The following is a 24,905-nucleotide window of genomic DNA, read 5'->3' as shown; positions in this document are numbered from 1 at the left end:
GCCCTCCTTCCGTTTGATCTTAGACAATCGTGGTCGGCCGAGGTCGCATCTCGTTGACGATTCGCTTCAGGCCTTCGGCTTCACGCTTACTTACGCTCAGTGACGTCCTCAGGGTGTCGATCTGTTTGCGCATCTCAGCCGCTTCGCCGCCTCTCTGACGGAGGTATCCAGCGAACTCGGCGTTCTTTGCCTGTGTAGCCAGCAGCATCTGACTGATTCCGAAGACATCCTCCCGCGCTTTGCGCAGTTGCACGTTCAGGTCCTGAATCTCGTTCTCCAGGAGTCGGCAGTGCTGCCGGTACATTTGCAATGGGGGAGGGAGGCCAAGCCAGCCGAGGGTGTCTTCATCGTTATTCATGGGGGCGAATCCAGTGCTGTATAGACATACAGTAATCTAGATTTCTCCATGACGCGATTTGAGGCGACGAACTGTAGGAGGGAGGGGGGCTTTGGTTCAGAAAAAGTCAGCTGGGATAGATGAAAGATTGCCCTTCAACAGTATGAAAAAACCCAGTCCAACATAGCATTTGCAGGGTGTCACGGCAAGCCAAAGCGGCTGCGCGGGCCAATAAACACGGGGTTTCGGGGGGCTGCGTGGTTGGCACCCAGGGATCTGCTGACCGTTCGGGGAGTTGGCGTGCCACATGTCGGGCTACAGACGTGCCATAACGGGGTAGTGACGTGCTTCACCACCCGGCGCGCGCCGTCGTCCCCCCACCTCGCCTGCGGGCTAAATGCGTCGTTTTTTCTGCACTCCTGCAGTCGCTGCAGCCTGTGCCTGGCGGGGCTTAATCTGGCGTTGCTGAGAGGAAAAACGCCTGCGAATCCCTGCGAAGGTAGCCTGTTTGGAGATGGCGACTGAAGCACAGTCTGAGAGCAATTCTGAGAGGTGGCTCGGGAAAAGGGTTAGTTTTAAAAAAAGGGGAGGGAGGTGTTGCGTAGACCCCGTATTTACTGGGGTTGAGTGCTAACTTTGGGAGGTTAGTTATGGTTAGGTTGGAGGTTAGTAATTCATAAGCTACTGATTTATAACAATTTTATTTTTGGGTTTTTTAACAGGTATAAAGGTTAGGAAATTACCTCTCATAACCCTAAAGCTAACTCATGTCATGGACCGCAAAGCTGCGTACGGCAAGGCTTTCAGAGCGATTTGCAAAAAACTAACCTTCCTTACCTCTTTCCCGTGGGTCAACATGAAAAGCCGAAAGTACCTATAGGGAGCGCTGGCAAAGGTCCATCTGTTATTTATGCGTACAAACACGGAGACAGACCCAACTGATTGCAGTCAAATATATGCACGGCTTGAGGTCTTGAAGACTGGCGCGTGAGGAGGGATCTAACCCTCGTTATCAGCTTGGGGGCTTCTAACGAGGTTTCAGGCGGAAAGGGAGGGGGCTTACAGCGGTTGTTCGAGCGGCCTCTATTGGGGTCACAAGCTGCCATTATCCCAACAGCGCCCCCCCTGGACACGGCGCTGTCAGCGCGTGTGGGTGTCGTGGGTTTACCGGACCTGCCCCGCTAGATAATTTCTTCGCTGCAATTGGAATTCAGCGTACAGAGATTTGGCGTCAGCTGTTGAACCAGCTGAACTTATACTGTCGGCAAAAATACGATAGTAAAGTAAGAATTGTTTTTTGTCCTTTGTGTATGTTCCCTGCCAACTATGATCGGGTAGGCGGGATATAATTTCATTGAATAAAAAGTTATTTATAGTCTTTACTAAATTTGTTGATATTGATATGGCGGTCTGAAGAGATAGGTAGTCTAGTAGAAGCGGCTTTTCCAAAAGTTCTCTATGATCTTGAATTCCTAGAGCCAAAGCGTTTGAAGCGCCAAGTCGACCGAATCTATGCACGGCGCAATGCCGTAAATGGCAAATTTTTACATAGTCATCAATTGAAGATTCAAGGTACGAAGGGGAATGTCCTTTTATTCCAAGACACTCTTTTATCGTACTTGTAATGCTTTCTTTGCTAATGAATGAGACGCGCTCTAGAATTGCTTCCGGCATCATATCTCTATGTAGGTGAACTGCGGCTCCAAATGAAATATCTCTTTTGTAGGAAGCATCCCGTGAAAGTTCGTCAATGGAGATAATTTTTCTGAGTAATGTTCTGAGATAGCTTTCTACGGCTGCGATTACACCTAGTAGGACGAGCTGCCCTTGCAAAGGATCAAAGCTGGCAGGGTCTGGAGACAGTCTGTTAATTGAGTGTAAGCGCTCGAGAAACTGGTCGATTGGCGAAGTCGTAGGTTCTAAGTGGTTATTGTCAAATAGTAAGTGAGTGCTCAGCCGCGGTGGTGCAGGTACTAGGCAGGTTATGAGTTGTGTTTTGAAGGGAGTAGCCATTATGAAAGAAACTCCTCGACAGTTAGCTCAACTTTTTTGATTATCTCTTCTGCGCGTCTAGGTCCAACATAATTAGCTTTCTGGAGCTCGCTGGAAGCATTCTGCGAAATGACCACGTCAGAAACACTGCGGATATTAGTGTCCTTGTTGATTCTGCCGATAAGCCTTTTACTGATGCCAGGGACTTCGCTTAGTGGGAGCTTCATGCACTCTTCAAATAGCGAAGATCCAACTAGAGGCTCTCCGCAGTTATGGCAAAACTGTTGCGAGTCGTTAAAGCGTTGCGTGCCGCATTTTTGGCATGGTGGTAAATCAAGCTTGAGGTCCCTCAGTTCAATATGAGAAAGCAGCGATTTAAACTCGCGTCTTAGAGGGTGTTTTGCTGCGCTAGCCAGCATCAATTCAGGAAGCCCGCGAAATGTATTGCGTTTCCCCTCCTTAAATGCGCCAGCTTGATAGAGAAAGGCTAGATGAGGGATATATCTATCATATTTTCTATTTTGGCCATGCGATACAGACTGCAACGGAAAAAGCATTCCAACTTCAATCAAGAATTTGATCATTCGATCAGCTAGAGGTGTTCGATCGTCACTCTGAAGTAGGCCTAAAACAATGTTGCGTCGAGAGAGATCTTTGTTTTGAAGGTCAGATATTTCCACCACGGCGTTGGAAAAAAACGACCGGCCAATTTGAATGACTGAGGAGAACTGTTTTAGTTTTAATGCAATAGAATCATACTCGGCTCCTATGAGTTCGACCTGTTGGTCAATGATTTTATTGACTTTAGATTGTGAGGTGCCTGCTCTCTCTGAAAAAAACTCTCGAAGTAATCTTAAAAAAACGCGCGGTATTCCGAATGCTGTGTACTTAAAGAGCTCAAGTATGTCGGGGGAAATACTTTTTTGTTGCTCGGATGATAATCTTCTGTTAGCGATATCGCCCATTATGGTGGAATATGCCGGATCCTCTACTGACAACCAGAGAGGAACTTCTTCAACCTCATGGGAAGCGTGGAAAGTAGGACCATATTGAGTCGTACCCGGGTAGACTGAAGCCTTTGGTGCGATACCCTCAACTTTTAATACTCTGAAGATTTCGAAAAAAGCTACTAAATATTGATCGGAGAGGCTTAGCGCTGCGTCATCCAATAACAAAACGGCACGACTTCTGTTGAATCTAGCGCTAAGTGATCGAACAGCTCTAATAACATGATCTACCGTTATAAGCTGACCAAAGCTTTCATAAAGCTCAACTCCTGACCCTCTTTCCAGAAGGGAAATAAGATCGCGCAGCTTTTGTTCGTCATAGAGCGGGTCGAGGTCTTTAAGGAAGTCGCTAGTGCTACTTAGGTCATTTATGTAGTCAAAAGCGCTCAGCAGGATGCGTGCGAGCACCCATGAGTGAAATCTTTTGAGCGCATCCGGTGTCTTTTTTAGTAAAGGTTCTAGATGAAGGTATCTGTTGAAGCTAGAGTAAAGAACCAAAGGTGAAGATTTATTGAGAAGAGATTGTGAATAAGTATAACGCATGAGATGCGTTTTTCCGGTCCCTCTTGGCCCTATTAATAGCTTCGCCCCAGTGGCCAACAGCTTCTGTCTAGCTTTCTTTAAAATCTCCCCGTCGGCTAATGAGGTGGAAATTTCTTCGGTTGAGAGCTGGTCGGCTCTTTCTTCAAACTCCATTTAAACATCCTTGTATTGGTTGAGAAGGATTGGAAAAGTTATTAGTTCTTTTTTTGCTAGTTGTTTTGCTGCTACACCATATGCATGCGCCGATAGCCAAGCCCGACCTTCTTTGCTAGCCATCTGAGCTAAAACGGATTCGCGAATGTTGGGAGCGCATCTGATTACATAAACACAATCGCTAACCGCAAATGTGCCCCTCATCACGCCTACAATTTTACTGTCGAGATTTCTGCCAACCCTTGAAATCAATATATCCCCTGGCTGTGCTTTTATAATAGTCGCACCATCATCCGGGAGCTTTGCGTCAAAAGAGCTGAAGTCCAACCACTGACCTATGTCTTTCTCCATCATGTTTGTGATGTGAAGAACAGGGAAACCGGCAGTTTTAATTTGAGAGCTAGTTATGCTGCCACGCTTTATCTCAACGGCGAGTTCATACAGCATCGATGTTTTACTACGAGTCGCATTGGAAGTATGCAAGCGATGGAAGTGAAAAGAGTAGTCTAGCCGCTCGCTCGCAGATAAAAGATCTACGAGAATCGGGGCGCTAAGAGTCTTTTCTCTAGTTAGGCAGTAAATAGGGATGGTGTCCTGGTGTTTTTTTGTTTTTTGCAAAATTACTATGCTTGCCAAGGCGTCTGTATGATGAAAAGAGCCGCGTGGAAGCTGTATCACCTTCGTGATCACGTACGCATTTAGCAATGTTGCTCTAAACTTTCTGTATTTGCTTGCTGTAATTAAGCTATCGGGAAGTATGATTCCCAAGGTCGCGTTCTCACTCATCAATCTGAGATTTTGCGCTAAAAAAAGCAAGCCCGCATCAACATCCGCAGGGAAAGGGAGGCAGTCAAGAAAGCCAGCATCTTCTAAAATTGCGCGAAATTCATTGCGCCATTTCGGAGTAATAAATGGGGGGTTGCAGACGGCTACATCAATGGGTGCATTAGTGCAGTCAAGCACGGCCGATAGGTTTTCACACAAGGCGTCAATTACGAAATGTTCATGAGATGAATCATTTGATTTTTTCCTAGTCGAAACGCTAGGGACGTCTACTTTTGGATCGATGTCGACAGTTAGTATTTTTAGATCAGGCCAGCGTGTTTTTGCGGCGCCACTTAATGATCCAGAACCTGCTCCTAGATCGAGCAGCCTAACGGGAGAAATAATATCGAATTGCTCTACCAAAAAAGAGCTAATGTCGCTTCTAGTATAATATCGACCTAAAATGTCTGAGCCAGAATTGGTAGTGATCATCGGCAATTTTAAGTCTCATTTTCATTGCAAAAAGCTAACGCGCGATTCTACAGCTATCCCTAGGTCTATGGAAGAAAGGTCTCTGCGGTCGGGGGCAGGCTTTATCGGCGTGTATCATCGACGAAACGTGACCAGCCCCTCTGGTCAAGGACTGCCTACGTCAAGCCCCTACGCATAGGTGGACCTTGGCGAGCATGCGCTATCAACCGGTCGAGGCACAGATCGGCTAGCCGATATCTAGTTTCTTGAGACGAGCCAGGCCTTGGTTAATAAACCCCGCATTTTCTCCGATGGATTCCAGCGATCCGCGAACATTTTCTCCAGCCTGCGATGCGTCCTGGGTTTCCACCCATAATGTCAGCTCCATTATGGCCGCTTCTAGGGCCAGTTGGTTGTGATAGATCCTTTCCAGCACATCCGCCAGTGAGTATTCGCTCGCCATCGTTTTCGGCTCGTTTAGAAAGACTCCAGCATAGCAGTAACGAAGGTTGGGACCGCTTCAGACGGGGAAACGAGAAAAAGGACAGAAGTTTCAGTTCATAGGAGCACAGATGAAGCGGTGGTACGAAAGTGGTACTTATGGTTTGGAATGGAGCTGAGAAGCGCGTGATGTAAGGCCTGTAGCTTTAGGCGTTCCAATCCATCATCGGCGCGACAGAGAAACGGCGTGAGAGTGCAGCAGTGTGTAAGGACATTGGAAATCTGAGTCAACAAGGCGAGTGGCGCGCAGTTTATCAGGGATGGATCTTGGGTGTCGGGAGAGGCGAGTGCTTTCATGGCGCACGCAGGTCTGGAGTATTAATGCGGTTGTACGGATTTCGCTGGTCGAGAGTCCCTGGAAGTGTGGGAGAAAACCCTGCGTGATAGGCACGTCATCAGCTGCAGAGCGTGGTGAGGACCGGCGTTCCCATATTGGCGCGCCGGTGGGTTCAAGGGCGTGGGCGTTAGTGCCCGCCCTTCATGCGGCGGGCGATCAGGTAGAGGCTTAAACCGACCAGTGCTGTCGCTGCGCCTATGTAGCCGGTGCTGGTCCAGCCATACCCTGCGGTAATTGCCATTCCGCCAAACCACGGTCCCAGGGCATTCGCCAGGTTGAACGCGGCATGGTTGGAAGCCGCGGCCAAGCTCGGTGCTTCATGGGCGATGTCCATCAGGCGGATCTGCAACGGTGCGGCCAAGGCCACCATGGTGCCGACCAGGCCCATGCTCAGCAGCACGCCCCATAGCGAGGACGCCGCGAAGGGGAAAAACAGCAACACCGCCATCGACCACACCAGAATCAAGCCGACTGCGCGAAACTGCATGCGATCAAACAATTTGCCGCCCGCGATGTTGCCGATAATGCCGCCCACGCCAAACGCGGCGAGGCCGAATGGGATCCACTGCGGCGACACTTTGGTCACTTCCAGCATGGTCGGGGCAAGGTAGCTGAATACGCAGAACATTCCCGCAAAGCCAATAGCGCCAATGGACAGCGCCATCCACACCTGCGGCTTGGTGAAGGCGCGCAGTTCCTTGCGCGGGTCGCTACGTTGTTCATCATGGCGGTGGGGGACGAATTGCCAGACCAGGGCGATGGTGAAGAGGGCGATCACGCTGACCAGGGCAAACGCTGAACGCCAGCCCAGATGCTGGCCGAGGAAGGTGGCGATGGGGTTGCCGAGCAGCATCGCCAGGGTCAGGCCCATCATCACGCGGGCGACGGCACCGGCGCGTTTGTCGTTAGGCACCATACTCGATGCCACTACGGCGGCAATGCCGAAGTAGGCGCCGTGGGGCAGGCCGCTGATAAAGCGGAATGCCACCAGCGAGCCAAAGGTCGGGGTGAACGCGGTGGCCAGGTTGCCCAGGGCATACAGCCCCATCAGCAACAGCAACATATGCTTGCGCAGCAGCTTGGCGCCGAGGATGGCCAGTAGCGGAGCACCGACCATTACGCCCAGGGCGTAAGCGCTAATGGCGTGGCCAACCTGAGGTTCGCTTAAACCCAGATTGCCGGCGATGTCGGGCATCAGGCCCATGATGGCGAATTCGCCGGTGCCGATCGCGAAAGCGCCCACGGCCATGGCAGCTTCCATTTTGGCGGCGCTGCGCGCGGGCAGTACGTGCCCGGGTGTTTGGTGGATAGACATGGATCGCTCTGTTTGAGTGGATTGCACGAAGGAACGCCGCCGATCCTACGCAAGCAGCGGCGAAAGTGTCTAGAACAGGCTTTTTTCACAGAGTTCCATGTGGATGGCGGCCCTGTGACTCCACGTCGCGTCTCCCGCGCTTGACACTGGCGCGTTAAAACCCTCGATTTAGAGCTGTCAATTGGCCAAACGGCGCATAAACGCCTTTTGCCGTGATATTCTGCGCGCCGTCTTGGTCTAGTCTTTCTCTGGTGCGTACATCCGCATACGTCCCAGCGATTGGCTGTCGCCGAGGTAGCTGAAGCCAATAATGATAAGAAGTCAGCGCAGAAGGGACATAAAAGTGAGGTCGATACGTCGGCCTTGTGTGCCCACCCTGCAGTTCTTGCGAGTACGGGAACCAGCAAAACATTGCCTGATGTTTTGCGCACCACGGTTGCCGGAAGGTCGAGGGCGGTCGGGCGGAAGGCGTTTTATCATAGGTGCTACGATGTTTAAAAAAGTGAACACCGCCCTGCTGGGGTTGGCTTTGTCGATGGGGATTACTTCCGTTCAGGCGGAAGAGGCAAAGAAAGTTGATGTGCTGCTGATCGGCGGCGGCATCATGAGCGCGACCCTGGGTGTCTGGCTCAATGAGCTGGAGCCGCAATGGTCGATGGAGATGGTCGAGCGCCTGGACGGCGTCGCCGAAGAAAGCTCCAACGGTTGGAACAACGCCGGTACCGGTCACTCCGCGTTGGCTGAGCTGAACTACACCCCGGAAAACAAGGACGGCATCGTTGAGATCCCGAAAGCGGTCGAGATCAACGAAGCGTTCCAGATCTCCCGCCAGTTCTGGTCGTGGCAGGTTCAGCAAGGCGTTCTGAAGAACCCTCGCTCGTTCATCAACTCCACGCCGCACATGAGCTTTGTGTGGGGCGATGACAACATCAAGTTCCTGAAGAAACGTTACGAAGCGCTGCAGGCGAGCCCGCTGTTTGCCGGCATGGAATACTCCGAAGATCCGGTACAGATCAAGAAGTGGGTTCCGCTGATGATGGAAGGGCGTGACCCGAACCAGAAAATCGCCGCTACCTGGTCTCCGATCGGTACCGATGTGAACTTCGGCGAGATCACCCGCCAGTTCGTCGCTCACCTGCAGACCACGCCCAAGTTCGACCTGAAACTGTCGAGCGAAGTGCAGGACATCACCAAGAACGCCGACGGTTCGTGGCGCGTCAGCTACAAAAACCTGAAAGACGGCACCAAGACCGAGACCGACGCCAAGTTCGTGTTCATCGGCGCGGGCGGCGGTGCCCTGCACCTGCTGCAAAAGTCGGGCATTCCTGAAGGCAAGGAATACGCCGGCTTCCCGGTTGGCGGCTCGTTCCTGGTAACCGAGAACCCAACGATTGCCGAGCAGCATCTGGCCAAGGCCTACGGCAAGGCTTCGGTGGGTTCGCCGCCGATGTCGGTGCCGCACCTGGACACCCGTGTGCTGGATGGCAAGCGCGTGATCCTGTTTGGCCCATTCGCGACCTTCTCCACCAAGTTCCTGAAAGAAGGCTCGTACCTGGACCTGCTGACCAGCACCACGACCCACAACATCTGGCCAATGACCAAAGTCGGTATTCGTGAATACCCACTGGTCGAGTACCTTGCCGGCCAACTGATGCAGTCGGATGACGACCGCTTCAAGGCGCTGCAAGAGTACTTCCCGAACGCCAAGAAAGAAGACTGGCGCCTGTGGCAGGCCGGTCAGCGTGTGCAGATCATCAAGCGTGACGAAGAGCAGGGCGGCGTCCTGAAACTCGGTACCGAAGTGGTCAGCTCTGCCGACAACACCATCGCAGGCCTGTTGGGTGCATCGCCAGGTGCGTCCACCGCAGCGCCGATCATGCTGACCGTGATGGAAAAAGTGTTCAAGGACAAGGTCGCTACCCCGGCCTGGCAGGAAAAGCTGAAGCAGATCGTGCCAAGCTATGGCACCAAGCTGAACGGCAGCCCTGAGCGCGTTGCGCAAGAATGGGCCTACACCGCCAAGGTTCTGCAGCTGACGCCTCCGCCAGCCATTCCTGAAATGGCAGCGCCTCAAGCGACCGAGGCTGCCAAGCCTGCGGCCGAGCCGAGCAAGCCGGCGGCTGATATCGCGCTGTAAGCGGTTGAGGCAGTCCTGATCCAGGGCTGCATCGATACTTGAAAACCCGCTGAACCGGAAACGGTCAGCGGGTTTTTTGGTTGTGGCGTTTCGATGTATCTACACCGATCAAATACGGAAACCTTTTTTGACCTGTTCATGCAGATGAAGCGCCAGGTGATTGCCGCTATCAGACAGTAGATAAACCTGATGCGGCGACAACCCCGGTAACTGAACGCCAGGAATGACTTGGGTCAGCCCTGCGACCATACGTTCCTCCTCGATCAGCCCCACCGCCAACCCACACATGATGGCGGCTTCTACGGCTGTTGAACTGGCGCTCTCAAGCAGGATTCGGTAATACACCCCGTGCTCTTTCAGCACACGCAGGGCCGACTCCCGGTATGGGCACCCGCTCAACTGGACGGCGATGGGAAGCGGTGCCTGTTCAGGTCTCTGGAAGTGCTCGGCCACGACCCACACCGGCTGTATTGCACCCAGCCGCTCGCCTTGTTCCAGCGGTTGCGCGCTGACGATCAATGCCAGGTCAACTTGCTCACGACTGAACATCATGGACAGTTCGCCGCTGGACCTTGCCTCCACTTCCAGTTCGAGCAGAGGGTTGTCTGCAATCAGTTGCGGAAGGAAGTCACGCATAAACGCCGGCGCGTAGGAGTCAGGTAAACCCAGGCGGATTTTGCCCTGCATGCGCTGTGGGGTTAGCGAGGCGAGTAAACGGTCATGGCTTTTCAGGAAATCAGTGGTCTCACTCAGCAATTTCTTGCCATACATCGTCAGCTCCACACCCTGGTTGTTGCGACTGAAGAGCCTCTGGCCTACCAGGTTCTCCAGCTTGTGAATTTGTGTCGTGACGGTCGAGGCGCTGCGATGCACATGGTTGGCGGCTTCGTTGAAACGCCTGAAGCGGGCAACGGCATGAAAGGTACGCAAGAGGTCAATGTTCAGTTGCTTGTTCATGATCCCTCTTTTCGGGATTAGTTATGCGGATTATTCAAATATACAAAATCATGCCTTCATCCTAGTCTTTGGGTCAAACAGGAGCGCGCCTGCATATCGAATAAAAAGAGTCGGAGCGTACATATGGATATCAACACGCTGGTTGTCGCATCTTTGCAGAGTCATCATGAGTTTGGCGGGCACATTTGGACGATTGAAAACGCTGAGAAATATTCGACATTGCCTGGGTATACCTCGGCCCTGAATCAACAGGTCAGTGAAGAAATACTGGCACTTATGACAACGTTGAACACTGAGGGCATAAGCGGTGCAGGTTTGTGTGCCGCGCCTTGTGGGTCGGGCTCCTTGGGCGAAATCCTGTATTCGGTTGCCTCTGACTTGGTTGATCTTCTGGGACCGGGGAGCTTGCATTACGTTGAGCTGGGTCCGGAACCGGTGAAGACGTCTGCGCTGATGGGCTATTTGCTTGACTGCGGCAGCGAACCGCAACACTACACAGCAGTGGATATCAATAGCGCTTCGCAGGCGGTCATGCGTCGAGTGGTAGAACCGCTGCTGCCAACTCCCCAAGGGTTTTCCTACCTGGCCACTGACTTTCGTGACCTGCACAGGCATCAGCTCGAACGGGGGCAGGATGTAACGCTGATCACAATGCTGGGGTTTCAAGAGGGCAACGAGTTGCCCGATACCATTGGCGAGATCATCCGCCGGGTGGGCGGTACGCGAACGTACGTCTTATCAGAAATGCAGCTGTCCACCGCTGAGGGGGACGCGCATATCCATCGTTTTTATGGGCACGATTGCATGAGCCGGTTTTCTGACCTGATCGGTTTGAAACTGGGCTTGAAGAAAACGGATGACCATCGAGTCGTCATTTCCCAGATTGAGCACCACGACCACTGCTACCGCGTCGCCGCAACGTTGCTCCCGGTCAATGATGGTCACAATGACGGCTATCTGTTGACGAATGTCTGCCTGAAATACACCCGTGAACAATTCATCCGTGTGCGGCAGGAATACGGCAGTTGCCGGGTCATTGGCGAGTATTGCAGTGGTGATGGCAGTGTCATGTATCAGTTGGCTGAGTACTGCCTGGACCACGAGGGAGGTTTGTAACGATGAGGCGAGACAGTGACCTACCCGTCTTTGCACAGGGGGCCGGACGGCTGAAGTTGGCATTGCAGGCATCGCTTTCGCCATCATCGTTGCGCTGCAAGCATCCTGGTGCATTGCTGGATACCTTGCAGCATTGGAATGATGGCTACTTGAACAAGACGGCGCCTGTGCTTGGGTACCAGCGAAGCCTAGCCGAACTGGGCTATGCCAGTTCGTCGGTGGATATTGCCGCGGCTGAACAGTTGACAGCAGTGGCACGGGTTTCGGGGTTGTTCAGTGAAGAAGGCGTCGTGCAATTACGCCGGGCCTGTTATCAATTGGAAGCAGGCTCTACCACCAGTGATTGGATTATTTCCAATCGTACCCGGGCGGCTACCGAATCTTCGACCCTGCTGCGGGAAATGATGGGCAGTCGCGCCTTCTTGTTAGCGGTGTCACGGATTGCAGGCGTTCCCTTGGTGCCTCATCCGTTTTTGCGGGCGCGTTCGCAGGTTAACTATTTTTACCCGCCCCAGGCCCCCGAGGCTAAGGCACAAGTCGGCATGTGGCATACCGATGGTACGAGTTTCGTCTTGAATATCCTGCTATCGGGCCCTGACGAGTATGAGGGTGGGGAGTTTGTCTTTTTTGAGGGGCCAAACGAGCTCTTTGATGTGAATGACTTGGGTGAACGTCTTTGCACCAGTGTGGCCAAGGCCTGCGGTGATGCTGTTTATATCTACGGCAGTCGTGTGTTTCATGGGGTTCGCCCACTCATCTCCGGTAGGCGCATGTCGCTGGTGCTTTCATTCCATTGTCCTTACAGCACAGCCGATGTGAACAAGTTCTGGCACCTTGCTTCCGATGACGGTGTGTTGAGGACGATCAGGCCATGGCTTCAACTTAAGCGCGACTTGGCCTTACCTGCCGATGAGCAATACCGGCGGCTCGATATTGAGCCTATTACCTTTGCCGACCTTGCGGTTCGCCTATGAGGTTTCTCAAACTCATGCGCCTGGATGCGCTGAAGCTACTGCTATTGCAGGTTGTATTTGTCCTGTCTTGGAGTTCCGGTTTCATTGGGGCCAAGATGGGCGCCCAGGATGCAGGCGCGTTCAACTTGCTGTTCTGGCGTTTCTTGCTGGTGTCAGTGTGCCTGGCGCTGTTTTTGAATGTCGCACTGCTGAAGATTTCCTGGGCGCAAATCCGCCATCATGCGGTGATTGGTTTCTTGTCGCAGTTTCTCTATTTGAGTTGCGTCTATGTGGCCATTCAAAATGGTTTGCCTCCAGGCATTGCGGCGATCATCGCTGCCCTACAGCCGCTGATGACAGCGGCCCTTTCGTCAGGCAGTACCGAGGAGCGCAGCGGGGGCTGGCAGTGGTTGGGGTTGATGATCGGTTTTTGTGGCGTGTCGATTGTGATCGCTGGGCAATACCGCAATAGCGGTGCCGAGGTCGGGCTGGTCATGTATTTACTGCCGCTTGTTTCGGCATTGGGGCTGACGATGGCAACGCTGTATGAGCGCCGCGCAGCACTGACGCAAACTCATCGCAGTACGCTGAGCCTGTCGCTGTTCATTCAGTCGCTGGTTACCTTGATCGGCTTTACCGCTGCAGTGCTCTACACCGATACGTTGAGTGTTCCGCAGGGGGCTGGCGTGTTGATCTCGATCGTTTGGTTGACGGTTTTTTCAACGTTTATCGCGTATCTGAGCCTTTGGATGCTGCTAAGGGTAATGACGGCCACCCATGTGGCGGTCCTGGTTTATCTGGAGCCACCCGTGACGTTGGTCTGGGCAGCACTTATGTTTGGCGATGTGATTTATACGTCGACTTATGTGGGCATCGTGGTGGTGGTGGCGGGGCTGATTCTGGTGCGTTTGAAACGACAAACCATGGTGTGTACGCCATAAGCCGGGAGCGCTTTTTTGCCCCACTAGGTCGGCTTTTTCGTTCCCAGCAACCGCAGTTCCTTGAGCAACGCTGCCCCCAGTTGTTCGGTGCCCACCTCCTTGTACCCCACAGCCTTGATCTTGCCATTCTGTTCCGCCTGGATGATGACCACCGGGGTCTCCTTAAGCGTACCTGCCTCGATGTGCATGGCGTATTGGGGAATGTCCATTTTGATCGGTGTACCGGCTGCCTTGCCCTTCACATTGATCAGAAACGCCGCGCAACCACTGTCTACATCCTCGTTGGTGGCGGACCGCCCGCTGACAAAGCAGGTCTGCGGCAGGTCGGGCCAGGCGATGGTTTGCGCCAAGGCCAGGGCGGGTGTCAGGAGCAGGGCAGCGAGCAGAAGCGTACGCACGTTGGGCAGTCTCTCAAGGGGCAATGGAACACAGGTTTTACCAAAGCAGGCCCGTTGCAGCAACGCCAGGGTTCAGCCCAGGCGCCGCATACCAGCGGCTTTCGCGGCGTCTAGATCAAAGGTGGCGGTGTATTCACACCCGGCGGCGTGGGCACAGCGTTCGATCAGGCAGTCGGCGAAATCCGCCTTGGTTGTGGTAAATCGGCGCACGGCCTGCCAGATGACTTCGGCATGTTCGATGATCAGTTCGCGGGTACGCAACAGGGTTTCCAGAACGGCTACCACTTGCGTCTTGGTGCAGGGGTAGCAGCTCTGTAGTACCCAGACCAGTTCCACCACCGAAACCAGGCTGACGAAACCGGGCGCAGCAACGGTCAGGGATTCGATCAGGTGCGAGGCTTTGGCCGATTGCGCCGGATCATCCTGGGTGACGTAGCGCACCAGCACATTGGTATCCAGGCCAATCATCCAGCCTTCGCTCCCTGCGCGGCGATTGCCTGGTTCATGTGTTCAATGCTGACGGCCTTGGCGGGTTTGCGGATCAGCCCCTTGAGGTCCTGGATGCTGTGGTTGGCGGCGATGATGGCGAACTTGCCGTCTTCCATTTCGACAAACTCCACCCGGTCTCCGGTGTCCAGGCCCAATGCGGTCCGGACTTGAACGGGGATGGTGATTTGCCCTTTTGAGGTGAGTGTGGCGGTGGCCATAATGAAGGTCTCCATCGAGATATTCCTTACCTTAGGGTAAGGAATAATGGAGGACAAGATCCGTTGGTCCATAGGTTGCTCTTCTGTGGGGTCAGTGATCGGAATAGTTAAAACCTAGTCCGCTTTCGTTCCCTCGACACCCCACAGACAGCCCTAAAGCAATACAACCTATGACCTGGCAATTTGCCTTATTGCACGACTCGATAGCACGGCACATACGCCGCGCCGCCGGGCAGCTTCATCCGGTGCTGCTCCACGAACGCTTTCAACAACTCATCCAGCGGCTTCATGATGGTCGGGTCGCCGTGGATCTCATAGGGCCCGTTCTGTTCGATCAGGCGGATGCCCTTGTCCTTGACGTTACCCGCCACGATCCCCGAGAACGCCCGGCGCAGGTTGGCCGCCAGTTCATGGGGGGGCAGGGCGTGGCTCAGTTGCAGGCTGGCCATGTTGGCGTGGGTCGGGTCGAACGGGCGCTGGAAGCCTTCGTCGATCTTCAGCAGCCAGTTGAAGTGGAAGGCGTCGTTGCGCTCGCGGCGGAACTGTTTGACCGACTTCAGGCCCGCGGTCATCTGCCGGGCGACTTCGGCGGGGTCATCGATGATGATCTGGTAGTGGGCCTGGGCCGCTTCACCGAGGGTCGCACCGACAAACGCATGCAGCTGTTGCAGGTACGGCGCCGCTTGTTTGGGCCCGGTGAGGATGACCGGGAACGGCACATCACGGTTGTCCGGGTGCATCAGGATGCCCAGCAGGTACAGGAACTCTTCGGCCGTGCCAGCGCCACCCGGGAAGATGATGATGCCGTGGCCGACGCGCACGAAGGCTTCCAGGCGTTTTTCGATATCCGGCAGGATCACCAGCTCGTTGACGATCGGGTTCGGTGCCTCGGCGGCGATGATGCCCGGCTCGGTGAGGCCCAGGTAGCGCCCGCCGGTGATGCGTTGCTTGGCGTGGGAAATGGTCGCGCCCTTCATCGGGCCTTTCATCACGCCCGGGCCGCAACCGGTGCACACGTCGAGGCTGCGCAGGCCCAGTTCGTGCCCGACTTTCTTGGTGTATTTGTATTCTTCGGTATTGATCGAGTGCCCACCCCAGCACACCACGATCTTTGGCTCGACCCCGGGCCGCAACGTGCGCGCGTTGCGCAGCAGGTGGAACACGTAGTCGGTGATGCCCTGGGAGGTGCTCAGGTCGATGCGTTGGCTATCGAGTTCGTTTTCGGTGTAGACGATATCGCGCAGGGCGCTGAACAGCATTTCGCGGGTGCTGGCGATCATTTCACCATCGACGAATGCGTCGGCGGGCGCGTTCAACAGTTCCAGGCGTACGCCGCGATCCTGTTGATGGATACGGACTTCAAAATCCTTGTAGGCGTCGAGGATGGTCTTGGCATTGTCGATATGTGCGCCGGTGTTGAGGATTGCCAGGGCGCATTGGCGGAAAAGCGTATAGATGCTGCCGGAACCGGCTTCGCTCAGTTGTTGGACTTCACGTTGCGACAGCGTTTCGAGACTGCCCTTGGGGCTGACGGAGGCATTGATGACTTGGCGTTGAGGCATTCTTATTCCCTGAAAGCGCAGCCACCGGGCGATGAACAGCCAGTGGCATGAGGATGACGAGCGCCGAATACGGTCGCACAGGACGGGCATTTTCCCTGCCCTACAGGCAGGACGCAAACTCCGTACAGCTTCATCATGCCGCACAATTTGCTGAATTCGCGTCCTTGTTGGAAAAATATAGTGCCTTTCCCCGCTGTGGATTGGATTTTGAGAACAGAAGAATTGCGACTATCGTGACGCTTCGGTTTTTCGGACGTCATAGACCAGTACGATTGACGCCGTAATGGCCACCATTGGCCATCGGCACCTTGGAAGAGGCAGAAATTTTATGATCATCAAACCGCGGGTTCGTGGCTTTATCTGTGTGACCGCCCACCCTGTTGGCTGCGAAGCGAACGTCAAAGAGCAGATCGACTACGTGACCGAGCACGGTGCCATCGAAGGCGGCCCGAAGAAAGTCCTGGTGCTCGGTGCGTCCACCGGCTACGGCCTGGCAGCACGTATCAGTGCCGCTTTTGGTTGTGGCGCCGACACCCTTGGCGTGTTTTTTGAAAAAGAAGGCGAAGAAGGCAAGCTCAGTTCTGCCGGCTGGTACAACAGCGCCGCTTTCCACAAGTTTGCCGCCGAAAAAGGCCTGTACGCCAAGAGCATCAATGGCGATGCGTTCTCTGACGAGATCAAGCGCCTGACCATCGAAACCATCAAGAAAGACCTGGGCAAGATCGACCTGGTGGTCTACAGCCTGGCCGCGCCACGCCGCACCGACCCGCAAGGCGTCGTGCATAACTCTACCCTCAAGCCGATTGGCAAGGCTGTGACCCTGCGCGGGATCAACACCGACAAGGGCGTTGTGGTCGACACCACGCTGGAGCCGGCGACCCAGGAAGAAATCGACGGTACCGTCAAAGTGATGGGCGGCGAAGACTGGCAGCTGTGGATCGACGCCCTGCGTGACGCCGACGTGTTGGCAGAAGGCGCCAAGACTACCGCGTTCACTTACCTGGGCGAAAAGCTGACCCAGGATATCTACTGGAACGGCTCCATCGGCGAGGCCAAGAAAGACCTCGACAAGAAAGTCCTGACCCTGCGCGACAACCTTGCCGCACTCAAGGGCGATGCCCGTGTATCGGTGCTCAAGGCCGTGGTCACCCAGGCCAGCTCGGCAATCCCGATCATGCCGCTGTACCTGTCGCTGCTGTTCAAAGTGATGAAAGAGCAGGGCACCCACGAAGGCTGCATCGAGCAGGTCTACGGCCTGTTCAAGGACAGCCTGTACGGCAGCGAGCCGAAGCTTGACGCCGATGGCCGCCTGCGTGCCGACCTGGCTGAGCTGGAGCCAAAGGTCCAGGACGCCGTCGCGGCGCTGTGGAACCAGGTCACCGACGACAACGTCAACGAGATCAGCGATTTCGCCGGCTACAAGGCCGAGTTCCTGCGTCTGTTCGGTTTTGAGATTGATGGCGTGGATTACGACGCTGACGTCAATCCGACCGTGAAGATCGAAGGCCTGGTCCAGGCTTAAGCCCTTGTAGGAGCCAGCTTGCCGGCGAAAATCGTCAACGATTACGCGGGGTGCCTGGCGCCCCGTGGCGTTCTCGGGTTTTTCGCCGACAAGCCGGTTCCTACAAAAGCTCACATTTGGGAACCGTCCTACCTTTCCTTGCTTGCCCCTTCTTGACCTTGGTGTGCCAGACTGCGTCCGTTATCACACTAGGCTAACGGAGGATCTTCATGACGATTCGTGCAGTAGTTTTTGATTTCGGCGGTGTCCTGTTTGACTGGAGCCCGCAGCATCTGTACCGCAAGCTGATTACCGGTGACGAGGAGCGCCAATGGTTCCTCGAGAACATCTGTACCCAGGCCTGGAACACTGAACAAGACGCTGGGCGCACCCTGGCTGAGGCTACCCACAGCCTGATCGCCGAACACCCGCAACATGAGGCCTTGATCCGGGCCTACTACGACCGCTGGCATGAAATGCTGCGCGGCCCGCTCGCCGACGGCGTGGCGATTCTTGAAGACCTGCATGAAGCCAAAGTACCGTTGTTCGGCTTGACCAACTGGTCCGCAGAAACCTTCCCCTATGCCCGCGCCAACTACCCGTTTCTCAAATACTTTCGCAACATCGTGGTGTCCGGCGAGGTGAAGCTGATCAAGCCTGACCCGGCGATCTACCGCGCCAGCCTCGATCAGGTGCGTGCCCATCTGCCGGATATCCGGGCCGAAGAACTGGTGTTTATCGACGATGTGGCCGAAAACGCCAATGCCGCCAGTGCCCTGGGCTGGCAGGGTATTCACCACGTATCACCCGAGCAGACCCGGCGCCAGTTGCAGGCCTTGGGGGTGAGCGTCTAGCGCGCCCATTGTTCGATCACGAAGTCGACAAACGCCCGCAGCTTGGGCAGGCGATAGCGGTCCTGCGCATATAAAAGGTGCATCGAGCGCGAAGGTGACTGGTAGCTTGGCAGTAGCGCCACCAGCCGCCCCGCCAGTAGATCGGCGCCGACCAGGGCGTCGGGCAGCATCACGATGCCCATGCCTTCGACAGCGGCACGGTGCAGCGCCTGGGAGCTGTTGATGGTCATGGGCCCGGACACGGCGACTTCCACTTCACCCTCGGCTGCGCGCAGGCGCCAGAGTTTGTCGGCGTTGCGCCAGTCATCGGTCGACGGGTAGGCGAACGCCAGGCAGTCATGGGCCTGTAAATCCATGGGCTGCTGGGGCGTACCCCGGCGCGCCAGGTAGTCCGGCGACGCGCACAGGGTCATGGTGTAGTCCTGCAATGGCCGGGCGATCAGGCTGGAAGGTTGCAGCTCACCCAGGCGGATCGCCACGTCGAAGCCGCTATCGATCAGGTCCATGGCTTGATTGCTCAGGACCACGTACAGCTGGATCTTTGGGTAGCGTCGGGAAAACTCACTGAGCGCCGGTGCCAGGCGCTCGGCACCGAACGCGGGCGGGGCGGTGATACGCAGCAACCCTTGTGGCGCCTCGCTGTGGATTTGCTCAGCCAACTGCTCGGAGTTGGCCACCAACCCCAGTACCTCCAGGCAGCGCTGGTAATAGAGGCCGCCGAACTCGGTCAGGCTTTGCTTACGGGTGGTGCGTTTAAGCAGGCTGACGCCCAGGCGTTGCTCCAGGGCGCGCAGGTGATTGCCGACCATGGTGGTCGACAGGCCGCAAGCCTGGGCCGCCGCGGTCATGCTGCCGGCCTCTACCACTTTGACGTAGACGGTCATTGCCTGGAACAAATCCATTATCAACCCTTGATTCAAAGTCATTGCAGATGTGCGCAGTTTATCCAGCCTGAGTGGCTAACGATACTAAGGCCCTGACCCCTAAGGAGCCCGATGCCATGACCGCCGCTTGCCTGATGACCACCTATCAACCCCTGGCCCTGAGTTTTACCCGTGGCTTGGGCACGCGCCTGTGGGACCAGCAGGGCCGTGAGTACCTGGACGCCGTGGCCGGAGTCGCTGTGACCAATGTCGGTCACTCCCACCCGCGGCTGGTGACGGCAATCAGCGAGCAAGCCGGGTTGCTGTTGCATACCTCCAATTTGTACGGCATTGACTGGCAGCAGCGCCTGGCCCAACGGTTAGCCCAGTTGTCTGGCCTGGATCAGGCGTTCTTCAACAATTCCGGCGCCGAAGCCAATGAAACCGCGTTGAAACTGGCGCGCCTGCATGGCTGGAAAAAAGGCATCGAGCAGCCGCTGGTGGTGGTCATGGAGAACGCCTTTCACGGCCGCACCCTGGGCACCATGGCCGCCAGTGATGGACCGTCGGTGCGCCTGGGGTTCCAGCGTTTGCCGGGGGATTTCATCAAGGTGGGCTTTGGTGATTTGCTGGCATTGGAGGCGGTGACGCGTGAGTTCGGCCCCAGGATAGTTGCCGTATTGCTGGAGCCGATCCAAGGCGAAAGTGGTGTACAACTGGCGGCGCCGGGTTACCTGAAAGCGCTGCGCGCGCACTGCAGTCAGCATGGTTGGCTATTGATGCTCGATGAGATCCAGACCGGCATCGGGCGTACCGGCACCTGGTTTGCTTTCCAGCAGGAGGGAATCGTCCCGGACGTCATGACCCTGGCCAAGGGCCTGGGCAACGGTATCCCGATTGGCGCCTGCCTGGCGCGCGCCGCGGTGGCCAAGCTCTTCACCCCCGGCAGCCATGGCAGCACCTTTGGCGGTAACCCGCTGGCGTGTCGCGTGGGCTGTACGGTGCTGGATATCATCGAGGAACAAGGCCTGCTGGAGAACGCCGCGCATCAAGGCGAGCGGCTGCTGGCGCGGCTCCGGGTGGAACTGAGCGAGCACCCGCAAGTGCTGGCGATCCGTGGGCGCGGCTTGATGATTGGCATTGAACTGGCCACGCCGCAGCGCGACCTGACCGAGCGGGCCGCACGGGAGCAGGGGTTGCTGCTCAATGTCACACGGGGCAAGGTCATTCGCCTGCTGCCGCCCCTGACCCTGGATAGCAAGGAGGTGGAGATGATTGTGCGGGCCATCGCTCGATTACTGTAAATCTGGCCCGTTCAGCCACTCCTGGTTCATCGTCTGGCTGTCCCCCAGGTACTCCAGCAGCCAGGTCATGGCCGGGGACAATTTGTTCTGCGCCCAGGCCACGCAGGACGGGCTGGCCGGGAAGGGCCGTGACAGTTGCAGCGCCGCCAACTCGCCACTGTCGATCAAGGGTTGCACCAGATGCGCCGGAACCATGCCGACGCAGAGCCCATCCTGCAGGCAATCCATGGCCGATGCCCAGTTGGGGACCACCAGGCGCCGTTGGTTGTCCAGGGTCCAGGTGTCGCGCTTGGGCAGGTTGCGTGAGGTGTCGGTCATGCACAGCGACGCAAAGGGCCGCAGTTGATCGTCACTGAGCAAGCCCTCGACCTGCGCCAGCGGATGCCGGGCGCTGACCACGCATAACCAGTTCAATAGCCCCATGTCACGAAAGGTGAAGTGGCTGGCCACCGGCACCGCGCTGGTGGCGCCGATCACGATATCGGTGCGTTCGTCTGCCAGGGCGTCCCACACGCCGTTGTACACCTCGTACTCCAGCAGCAGTTCCACGTCGGGGAACTGGCGATAGAAGTCCAGGACCAACTGCCGGCAGCGCTGTTGTTTGACGATGGAGTCCACCGCCACTTTCAACTGGCCGCTCCAGCCATTGGCCACCTGCTGGCACAGGCGGCGGGTGCCGAGCATGGTTTTCATCACGCCACGGGCTTCGTCGATGAACAGGCGGCCGGCAGGTGTCAGTTCCACATCACGGTGGCGGCGGACAAACAACGGCACCGCCAGCCATTCCTCGATTTGCCGTACGGTGTAGCTGATGGCCGAGGGTACGCGGTGCAGTTCCTGGGCGGCGGCGCTGAAGCTGCCATGGCGGGCTACCGCATCCACCACATCCAGGGAGTATTCGGACCACATGGGCGTTGCCTTCAAAAATATTGATAAGAGTGTTCAATTATTATCGCTTCACAGCGCAACTGTCAGCTTCATAATAGGCGCCAGTCAGCAAATTGTTTGATGGCAGTACCTACAAGGCTTCAATGAAAAATTCTTTTGGTTTTACCTGGTACCTGGCGGGGCTGAGCATGCTCGGCTACCTGGCCATGGATATGTACTTGCCCGCGTTCGGCGCCATGGGCGAGCACCTGCAGATTTCACCCGGTGCGGTGGGCGCCAGTCTGAGCATTTTCCTCGCCGGTTTTGCCGTGGGGCAACTGCTCTGGGGGCCACTGTCTGATCGCCTGGGGCGCAAGCCAATCCTGCTGGCCGGCCTGAGCCTGTTTGTGCTCGGCTGCCTGGGGATGTTCTGGGTCGAGACCGCGCCGCAACTGCTGGCCTTGCGCTTTGTGCAGTCGATTGGGGTGTGCAGCGCTGCCGTCAGTTGGCAGGCGCTGGTGATTGACCGTTATCCGGCCGACAAGGCGCATCGGGTCTTCGCCAGCATCATGCCGCTGATGTCCCTGTCACCGGCGCTGGCACCGCTGTTGGGCGCGGTGGTGTTGAATCACTGGGGCTGGCAGGCGATCTTCGCCGTGTTGCTGGGCGTCTCGCTGTTATTGCTGGTACCCACGCTGTTACTCAAACCTATGCCCAAGCGCCTGGCCGCCGATGGCGAAAAAGCCCGGCTGGGCTACGGGCAACTGTTCAAGTCGCGGGTGTTCACCGGCAATGTGATGATCTTTGCCGCGTGCTCCGCCAGTTTCTTCGCCTGGCTGACCGCATCGCCATTTATTCTCGGTGGCATGGGCTACAGCCCCAATGACATAGGCCTGAGCTACGTCTTGCCGACCCTGGCGTTTCTGGTGGGTGGCTACAGTTGCCGCAGTGCCTTGCAACGATTCCAGGGCAAAGTCCTGTTGCCCTGGTTGCTGGTGGCGTACTGCATCAGCATGGTGGCGCTGTATCTGGTGGCGACCCTGACGGTGCCGACACTGACCACTTTGCTGATTCCGTTCTGCCTGATGGCCCTGGTCAACGGCGCCAGCTACCCGATTGTGGTGGCGAATGCGCTGATGCCTTTTTCGGAAAACTCCGGCAAGGCTGCCGCGCTGCAAAACACTCTGCAATTGGGTTTGTGCTTCGTCGCCAGCCTGCTGGTGTCGTCGCTGATCGAAGAGCCCTTGCAGATCACCGCAATCGTGATGCTGGCGACCGCGCCGCTGGCGGTGTTGGGTTACTGGCTGGCGCGGCCCAAGTCGGATGAGTCGCAGTTGGCGGCCGCTTAAAACGTCACTTCCATGTTCACGGTTGGCGTCGAGGTGCGGCTGCCTCGGCCGCCATCTACACCGAACTTGTTATGCCAGTATTCGTAGCCCACCCCCAGGTACAGGTTGGGCTTGACGCTTTTACCCGGCCGTACCGCAACCATTAGCGCGGTGCGCACCAGGGTCTCGGCGGCGGTGTCGCGGCTGTTGTAATCGTGGCCCTTGTCACCGATATGGTTGATGAACCCCTGGAACTTCGCGCCATGGTTGCCGATTTCGAACGGGCGCATCCACGTCAGGTTGAGCATGTAGGTGTCGTCGAAGGTATGGTTCGGATCCTTCGCGCCAGGGATACCGGAATGGTTGTTTTCCTTGTAGTACATCAGGCTCAGGTCCAGCACCCCAACGGTATTGAACTTCAGGGTCGGCCCGAGCACCAGGGCGCGTTTTTTGGCCGACGCCAGGTTGTTGTTGCGGTTGGCATCGAAGCCCAGGGTCAGCGCGTAATCCTTGATCAGCCCGGTGCCCAGTGGCCTGTCGAATACCCGTGATGCATACAGTTGGTGCCGATAGACCGCATACACTTCGCTGCCACCGTGGTCGGTGCCTTTGCGCGGGTCGCGGCTGTCGGACAGGAATACGTCGAGATGGAGAAAGTTGCTGCCGTACTGATAGCCACTGGCGTGGGTGAAGCTGTAGATGCGTTTGCTGAATTCGTTGGGGTTGTTCGGATTGGTGAACTGTTGCCCGTAGCGAAATCCTACGCTGTTGTTCATCCATTCCACCGCGACAGCCTCCCCGCCGCCGAGGAGTGTGAGTAAAACGGTTGCGCCGTGCAGTGCCTTTTTCATTGTTTTAGTTCCTTTGGCGTTTGGCTCATGGCAGCCGTGCCGGGCCGCCGGGCGCAGTATCGGCACAATCGCTGTGATGCTCAAAGAACAGAATATCGACTGGCCTGCTGCCGAATCGGCAGCGCGCAAGCTGGCCCGAAGGTCAGGAAATACGGGGGGTACAGGCGGATTCTTCGCGTTCGCGCAAAGCGATTTCCTCGCTGATCAGGTGGGCCATCGACTCGACCGCCGTAGGCAAATCCCGGCCCTTGCGCGCATACAGGCCCAGGTCGCTGAACATCCCGCCTTGATCGCTCAAGGGGATATGCAGCAGTTCACCCCTGGCCAAGTCGGCCTCGATCCCGATCCGTGTCTGGAATGCCACCCCTAGCTGCTGGCGCGCCAACTGCCGTGCCAGTTCCATGGAATTGCTTTGCAGCAACGGTTTGTACGCGGCCGGCGAACGCTTGTGCAGTGGGGCGATCAAGTGATGGATCGACAGTTCACTGTTGGCCTGGATCACCCCGTGTTCAGCGCACAGGGTGTAGCTGACGCTGGCATGGGCGGCCAGTGGATGTCCCGGTGCCACCAACGCACCAAGGCGGAAATGGCCGACACACAGTTGCGTGGTTTCCGCACTGCGCGGCAGGGCAAAGGCCAACCCCAGGTCTGCCTGGCCGTTGATCACCGCTGCCGGAATCGATTGTGAACCCTGCACGGTCACACCGATGGTCACCGCCGGATAGCGCTGGCGCATGCGCCTGAGCACGGCGGGCAGCAACTCCACCGTCGCGCCTTCCACCGTGGCGATTTCCACATGCCCGGTCTGTACCTGGTTCAGGCCTTCCAGTTCGCCGCGTACCCGCTCCACATCCTGCAGCACCAGGGTCACATGGCGGGTCAGGATTTCCCCGGCAGCGGTCAGGCGCAGCCCGCCGGGCAGGCGCTCGAACAGGGTCGCGCCCACTTCGTCTTCGAGTTTGAGAATCTGCCGGTTCACCGCCGACGAGGCGACGTTCAATCGGCGCGCGGCTTCACGGATCGAATGGCAGCGGCGGACCATATCGAAGTAGCCAATGGCCGCAGAGTGGATGCGCAGCGTGCGGTTGAGCATTTTTTTCTGATCCTTGTGGGCACGGCTTCAAGCCTTGGGGCAGGGCGGCTGA

Annotated in this window: 23 protein-coding genes; 8 read left to right on the top strand and 15 right to left on the bottom strand. The window is 56.4% G+C overall.

Going from position 1 to position 24,905, the window contains the following annotated elements; translation table 11 throughout:
• Positions 1 to 19: 19 nt before the first annotated feature.
• From BHC62_RS06980 to BHC62_RS06960, 6 genes are all read right to left on the bottom strand, one after another.
• On the bottom strand, positions 20 to 358 hold the full coding sequence (locus BHC62_RS06980; protein WP_070994582.1) for a hypothetical protein: 339 nt from the start codon (positions 356 to 358) through the stop codon (positions 20 to 22).
• Positions 359 to 1,501: 1,143 nt separating this feature from the next.
• A complete protein-coding gene (locus BHC62_RS27700; protein WP_143007498.1) occupies positions 1,502 to 2,350 on the bottom strand; it encodes a hypothetical protein in 849 nt (282 codons plus the stop codon).
• Positions 2,350 to 4,032 (bottom strand): zinc ribbon domain-containing protein, encoded by a 1,683-nt coding sequence (locus BHC62_RS06975; RefSeq protein ID WP_070994581.1) that lies wholly within the window; start codon positions 4,030 to 4,032, stop codon positions 2,350 to 2,352. Before BHC62_RS06975 ends, BHC62_RS27700 begins: the two co-directional genes overlap by 1 nt.
• Entirely contained in the window at positions 4,033 to 5,289 is a 1,257-nt protein-coding gene (locus BHC62_RS27275; RefSeq protein ID WP_071610005.1) for an N-6 DNA methylase, read from the bottom strand.
• 226 nt (positions 5,290 to 5,515) lie between these two features.
• Entirely contained in the window at positions 5,516 to 5,731 is a 216-nt protein-coding gene (locus tag BHC62_RS06965) for a hypothetical protein (RefSeq protein WP_070994579.1), read from the bottom strand.
• Between the two features lie 502 nt (positions 5,732 to 6,233).
• Positions 6,234 to 7,421: an MFS transporter gene (locus BHC62_RS06960; protein WP_070994578.1), complete on the bottom strand. Its 1,188-nt coding sequence runs from the start codon at positions 7,419 to 7,421 to the stop codon at positions 6,234 to 6,236.
• A 490-nt stretch (positions 7,422 to 7,911) separates the two neighbouring features.
• Here BHC62_RS06960 and mqo point away from each other — a divergent pair, with 490 nt between their 5' ends.
• On the top strand, positions 7,912 to 9,558 hold the full coding sequence (gene mqo, locus BHC62_RS06955; protein ID WP_029293947.1) for a malate dehydrogenase (quinone): 1,647 nt from the start codon (positions 7,912 to 7,914) through the stop codon (positions 9,556 to 9,558).
• 108 nt (positions 9,559 to 9,666) lie between these two features.
• On the opposite strand, the gene BHC62_RS06950 is transcribed toward mqo, so the two are convergent.
• Positions 9,667 to 10,515 (bottom strand): LysR family transcriptional regulator, encoded by an 849-nt coding sequence (locus BHC62_RS06950; protein WP_029293949.1) that lies wholly within the window; start codon positions 10,513 to 10,515, stop codon positions 9,667 to 9,669.
• Between the two features lie 123 nt (positions 10,516 to 10,638).
• On the opposite strand from BHC62_RS06950, the gene BHC62_RS06945 reads away from it, so the two are divergent.
• From BHC62_RS06945 to BHC62_RS06935, 3 genes are read left to right on the top strand one after another with little or no spacing between them, the layout of a single operon-like run.
• Entirely contained in the window at positions 10,639 to 11,631 is a 993-nt protein-coding gene (locus tag BHC62_RS06945; protein WP_029293951.1) for a hypothetical protein, read from the top strand.
• Positions 11,632 to 11,633: 2 nt separating this feature from the next.
• Positions 11,634 to 12,605, top strand: coding sequence for a hypothetical protein (locus BHC62_RS06940; protein WP_070994577.1), 972 nt, complete (start codon positions 11,634 to 11,636; stop codon positions 12,603 to 12,605).
• A 14-nt stretch (positions 12,606 to 12,619) separates the two neighbouring features.
• Complete coding sequence (locus tag BHC62_RS06935) at positions 12,620 to 13,525, top strand: DMT family transporter (RefSeq protein ID WP_070994629.1); 906 nt, start codon at positions 12,620 to 12,622, stop codon at positions 13,523 to 13,525.
• A gap of 23 nt (positions 13,526 to 13,548) precedes the next feature.
• Here BHC62_RS06935 and BHC62_RS06930 read toward each other — a convergent pair whose 3' ends face one another.
• From BHC62_RS06930 to ppnN, 4 genes are all read right to left on the bottom strand, one after another.
• Positions 13,549 to 13,923 carry a hypothetical protein gene (locus BHC62_RS06930; RefSeq protein WP_070994576.1) on the bottom strand — a complete coding sequence of 125 codons (375 nt, stop codon included), beginning with the start codon at positions 13,921 to 13,923 and terminating at the stop codon, positions 13,549 to 13,551.
• A gap of 72 nt (positions 13,924 to 13,995) precedes the next feature.
• Entirely contained in the window at positions 13,996 to 14,391 is a 396-nt protein-coding gene (locus BHC62_RS06925; protein WP_070994575.1) for a PIN domain-containing protein, read from the bottom strand.
• Positions 14,388 to 14,645: an AbrB/MazE/SpoVT family DNA-binding domain-containing protein gene (locus BHC62_RS06920; RefSeq protein WP_029293960.1), complete on the bottom strand. Its 258-nt coding sequence runs from the start codon at positions 14,643 to 14,645 to the stop codon at positions 14,388 to 14,390. The genes BHC62_RS06925 and BHC62_RS06920 overlap by 4 nt, the downstream gene beginning before the upstream one ends.
• A 173-nt stretch (positions 14,646 to 14,818) precedes the next feature.
• Positions 14,819 to 16,192, bottom strand: coding sequence for a nucleotide 5'-monophosphate nucleosidase PpnN (gene ppnN / locus BHC62_RS06915; protein ID WP_029293962.1), 1,374 nt, complete (start codon positions 16,190 to 16,192; stop codon positions 14,819 to 14,821).
• 328 nt (positions 16,193 to 16,520) lie between these two features.
• Here ppnN and fabV point away from each other — a divergent pair, with 328 nt between their 5' ends.
• Positions 16,521 to 17,714 (top strand): enoyl-ACP reductase FabV, encoded by a 1,194-nt coding sequence (gene fabV, locus BHC62_RS06910; RefSeq protein WP_029293964.1) that lies wholly within the window; start codon positions 16,521 to 16,523, stop codon positions 17,712 to 17,714.
• A 209-nt stretch (positions 17,715 to 17,923) separates the two neighbouring features.
• Positions 17,924 to 18,547 (top strand): HAD family phosphatase, encoded by a 624-nt coding sequence (locus BHC62_RS06905; protein ID WP_029293966.1) that lies wholly within the window; start codon positions 17,924 to 17,926, stop codon positions 18,545 to 18,547.
• Here BHC62_RS06905 and BHC62_RS06900 read toward each other — a convergent pair.
• Positions 18,544 to 19,449 (bottom strand): LysR family transcriptional regulator, encoded by a 906-nt coding sequence (locus BHC62_RS06900; RefSeq protein ID WP_029293968.1) that lies wholly within the window; start codon positions 19,447 to 19,449, stop codon positions 18,544 to 18,546. The two genes, BHC62_RS06905 and BHC62_RS06900, sit on opposite strands and share 4 nt — an antisense overlap.
• Before the next feature lie 98 nt (positions 19,450 to 19,547).
• Between BHC62_RS06900 and BHC62_RS06895 the strand changes: the two genes are divergently transcribed.
• Entirely contained in the window at positions 19,548 to 20,714 is a 1,167-nt protein-coding gene (locus tag BHC62_RS06895; protein ID WP_070994574.1) for an aspartate aminotransferase family protein, read from the top strand.
• Here BHC62_RS06895 and punR read toward each other — a convergent pair.
• Positions 20,706 to 21,623 (bottom strand): DNA-binding transcriptional activator PunR, encoded by a 918-nt coding sequence (punR, locus tag BHC62_RS06890; protein WP_029293973.1) that lies wholly within the window; start codon positions 21,621 to 21,623, stop codon positions 20,706 to 20,708. The two genes, BHC62_RS06895 and punR, sit on opposite strands and share 9 nt — an antisense overlap.
• Positions 21,624 to 21,745: 122 nt before the next feature.
• Here punR and punC point away from each other — a divergent pair, with 122 nt between their 5' ends.
• A complete protein-coding gene (punC, locus tag BHC62_RS06885; protein WP_029293975.1) occupies positions 21,746 to 22,930 on the top strand; it encodes a purine nucleoside transporter PunC in 1,185 nt (394 codons plus the stop codon).
• On the opposite strand, the gene BHC62_RS06880 is transcribed toward punC, so the two are convergent.
• Positions 22,927 to 23,760, bottom strand: coding sequence for a nucleoside-binding protein (locus BHC62_RS06880; protein ID WP_070994573.1), 834 nt, complete (start codon positions 23,758 to 23,760; stop codon positions 22,927 to 22,929). The two genes, punC and BHC62_RS06880, sit on opposite strands and share 4 nt — an antisense overlap.
• 142 nt (positions 23,761 to 23,902) lie before the next feature.
• Positions 23,903 to 24,853 (bottom strand): LysR family transcriptional regulator, encoded by a 951-nt coding sequence (locus tag BHC62_RS06875; RefSeq protein ID WP_070994572.1) that lies wholly within the window; start codon positions 24,851 to 24,853, stop codon positions 23,903 to 23,905.
• Positions 24,854 to 24,905 lie beyond the last annotated feature (52 nt).

The organism is Pseudomonas sp. 06C 126, assembly GCF_001855215.1.
Lineage (GTDB): Bacteria > Pseudomonadota > Gammaproteobacteria > Pseudomonadales > Pseudomonadaceae > Aquipseudomonas > Aquipseudomonas proteolytica.
Note: the sequence above shows the minus strand (reverse complement) of the source record. Positions and strands in the feature narration are given on the sequence as shown.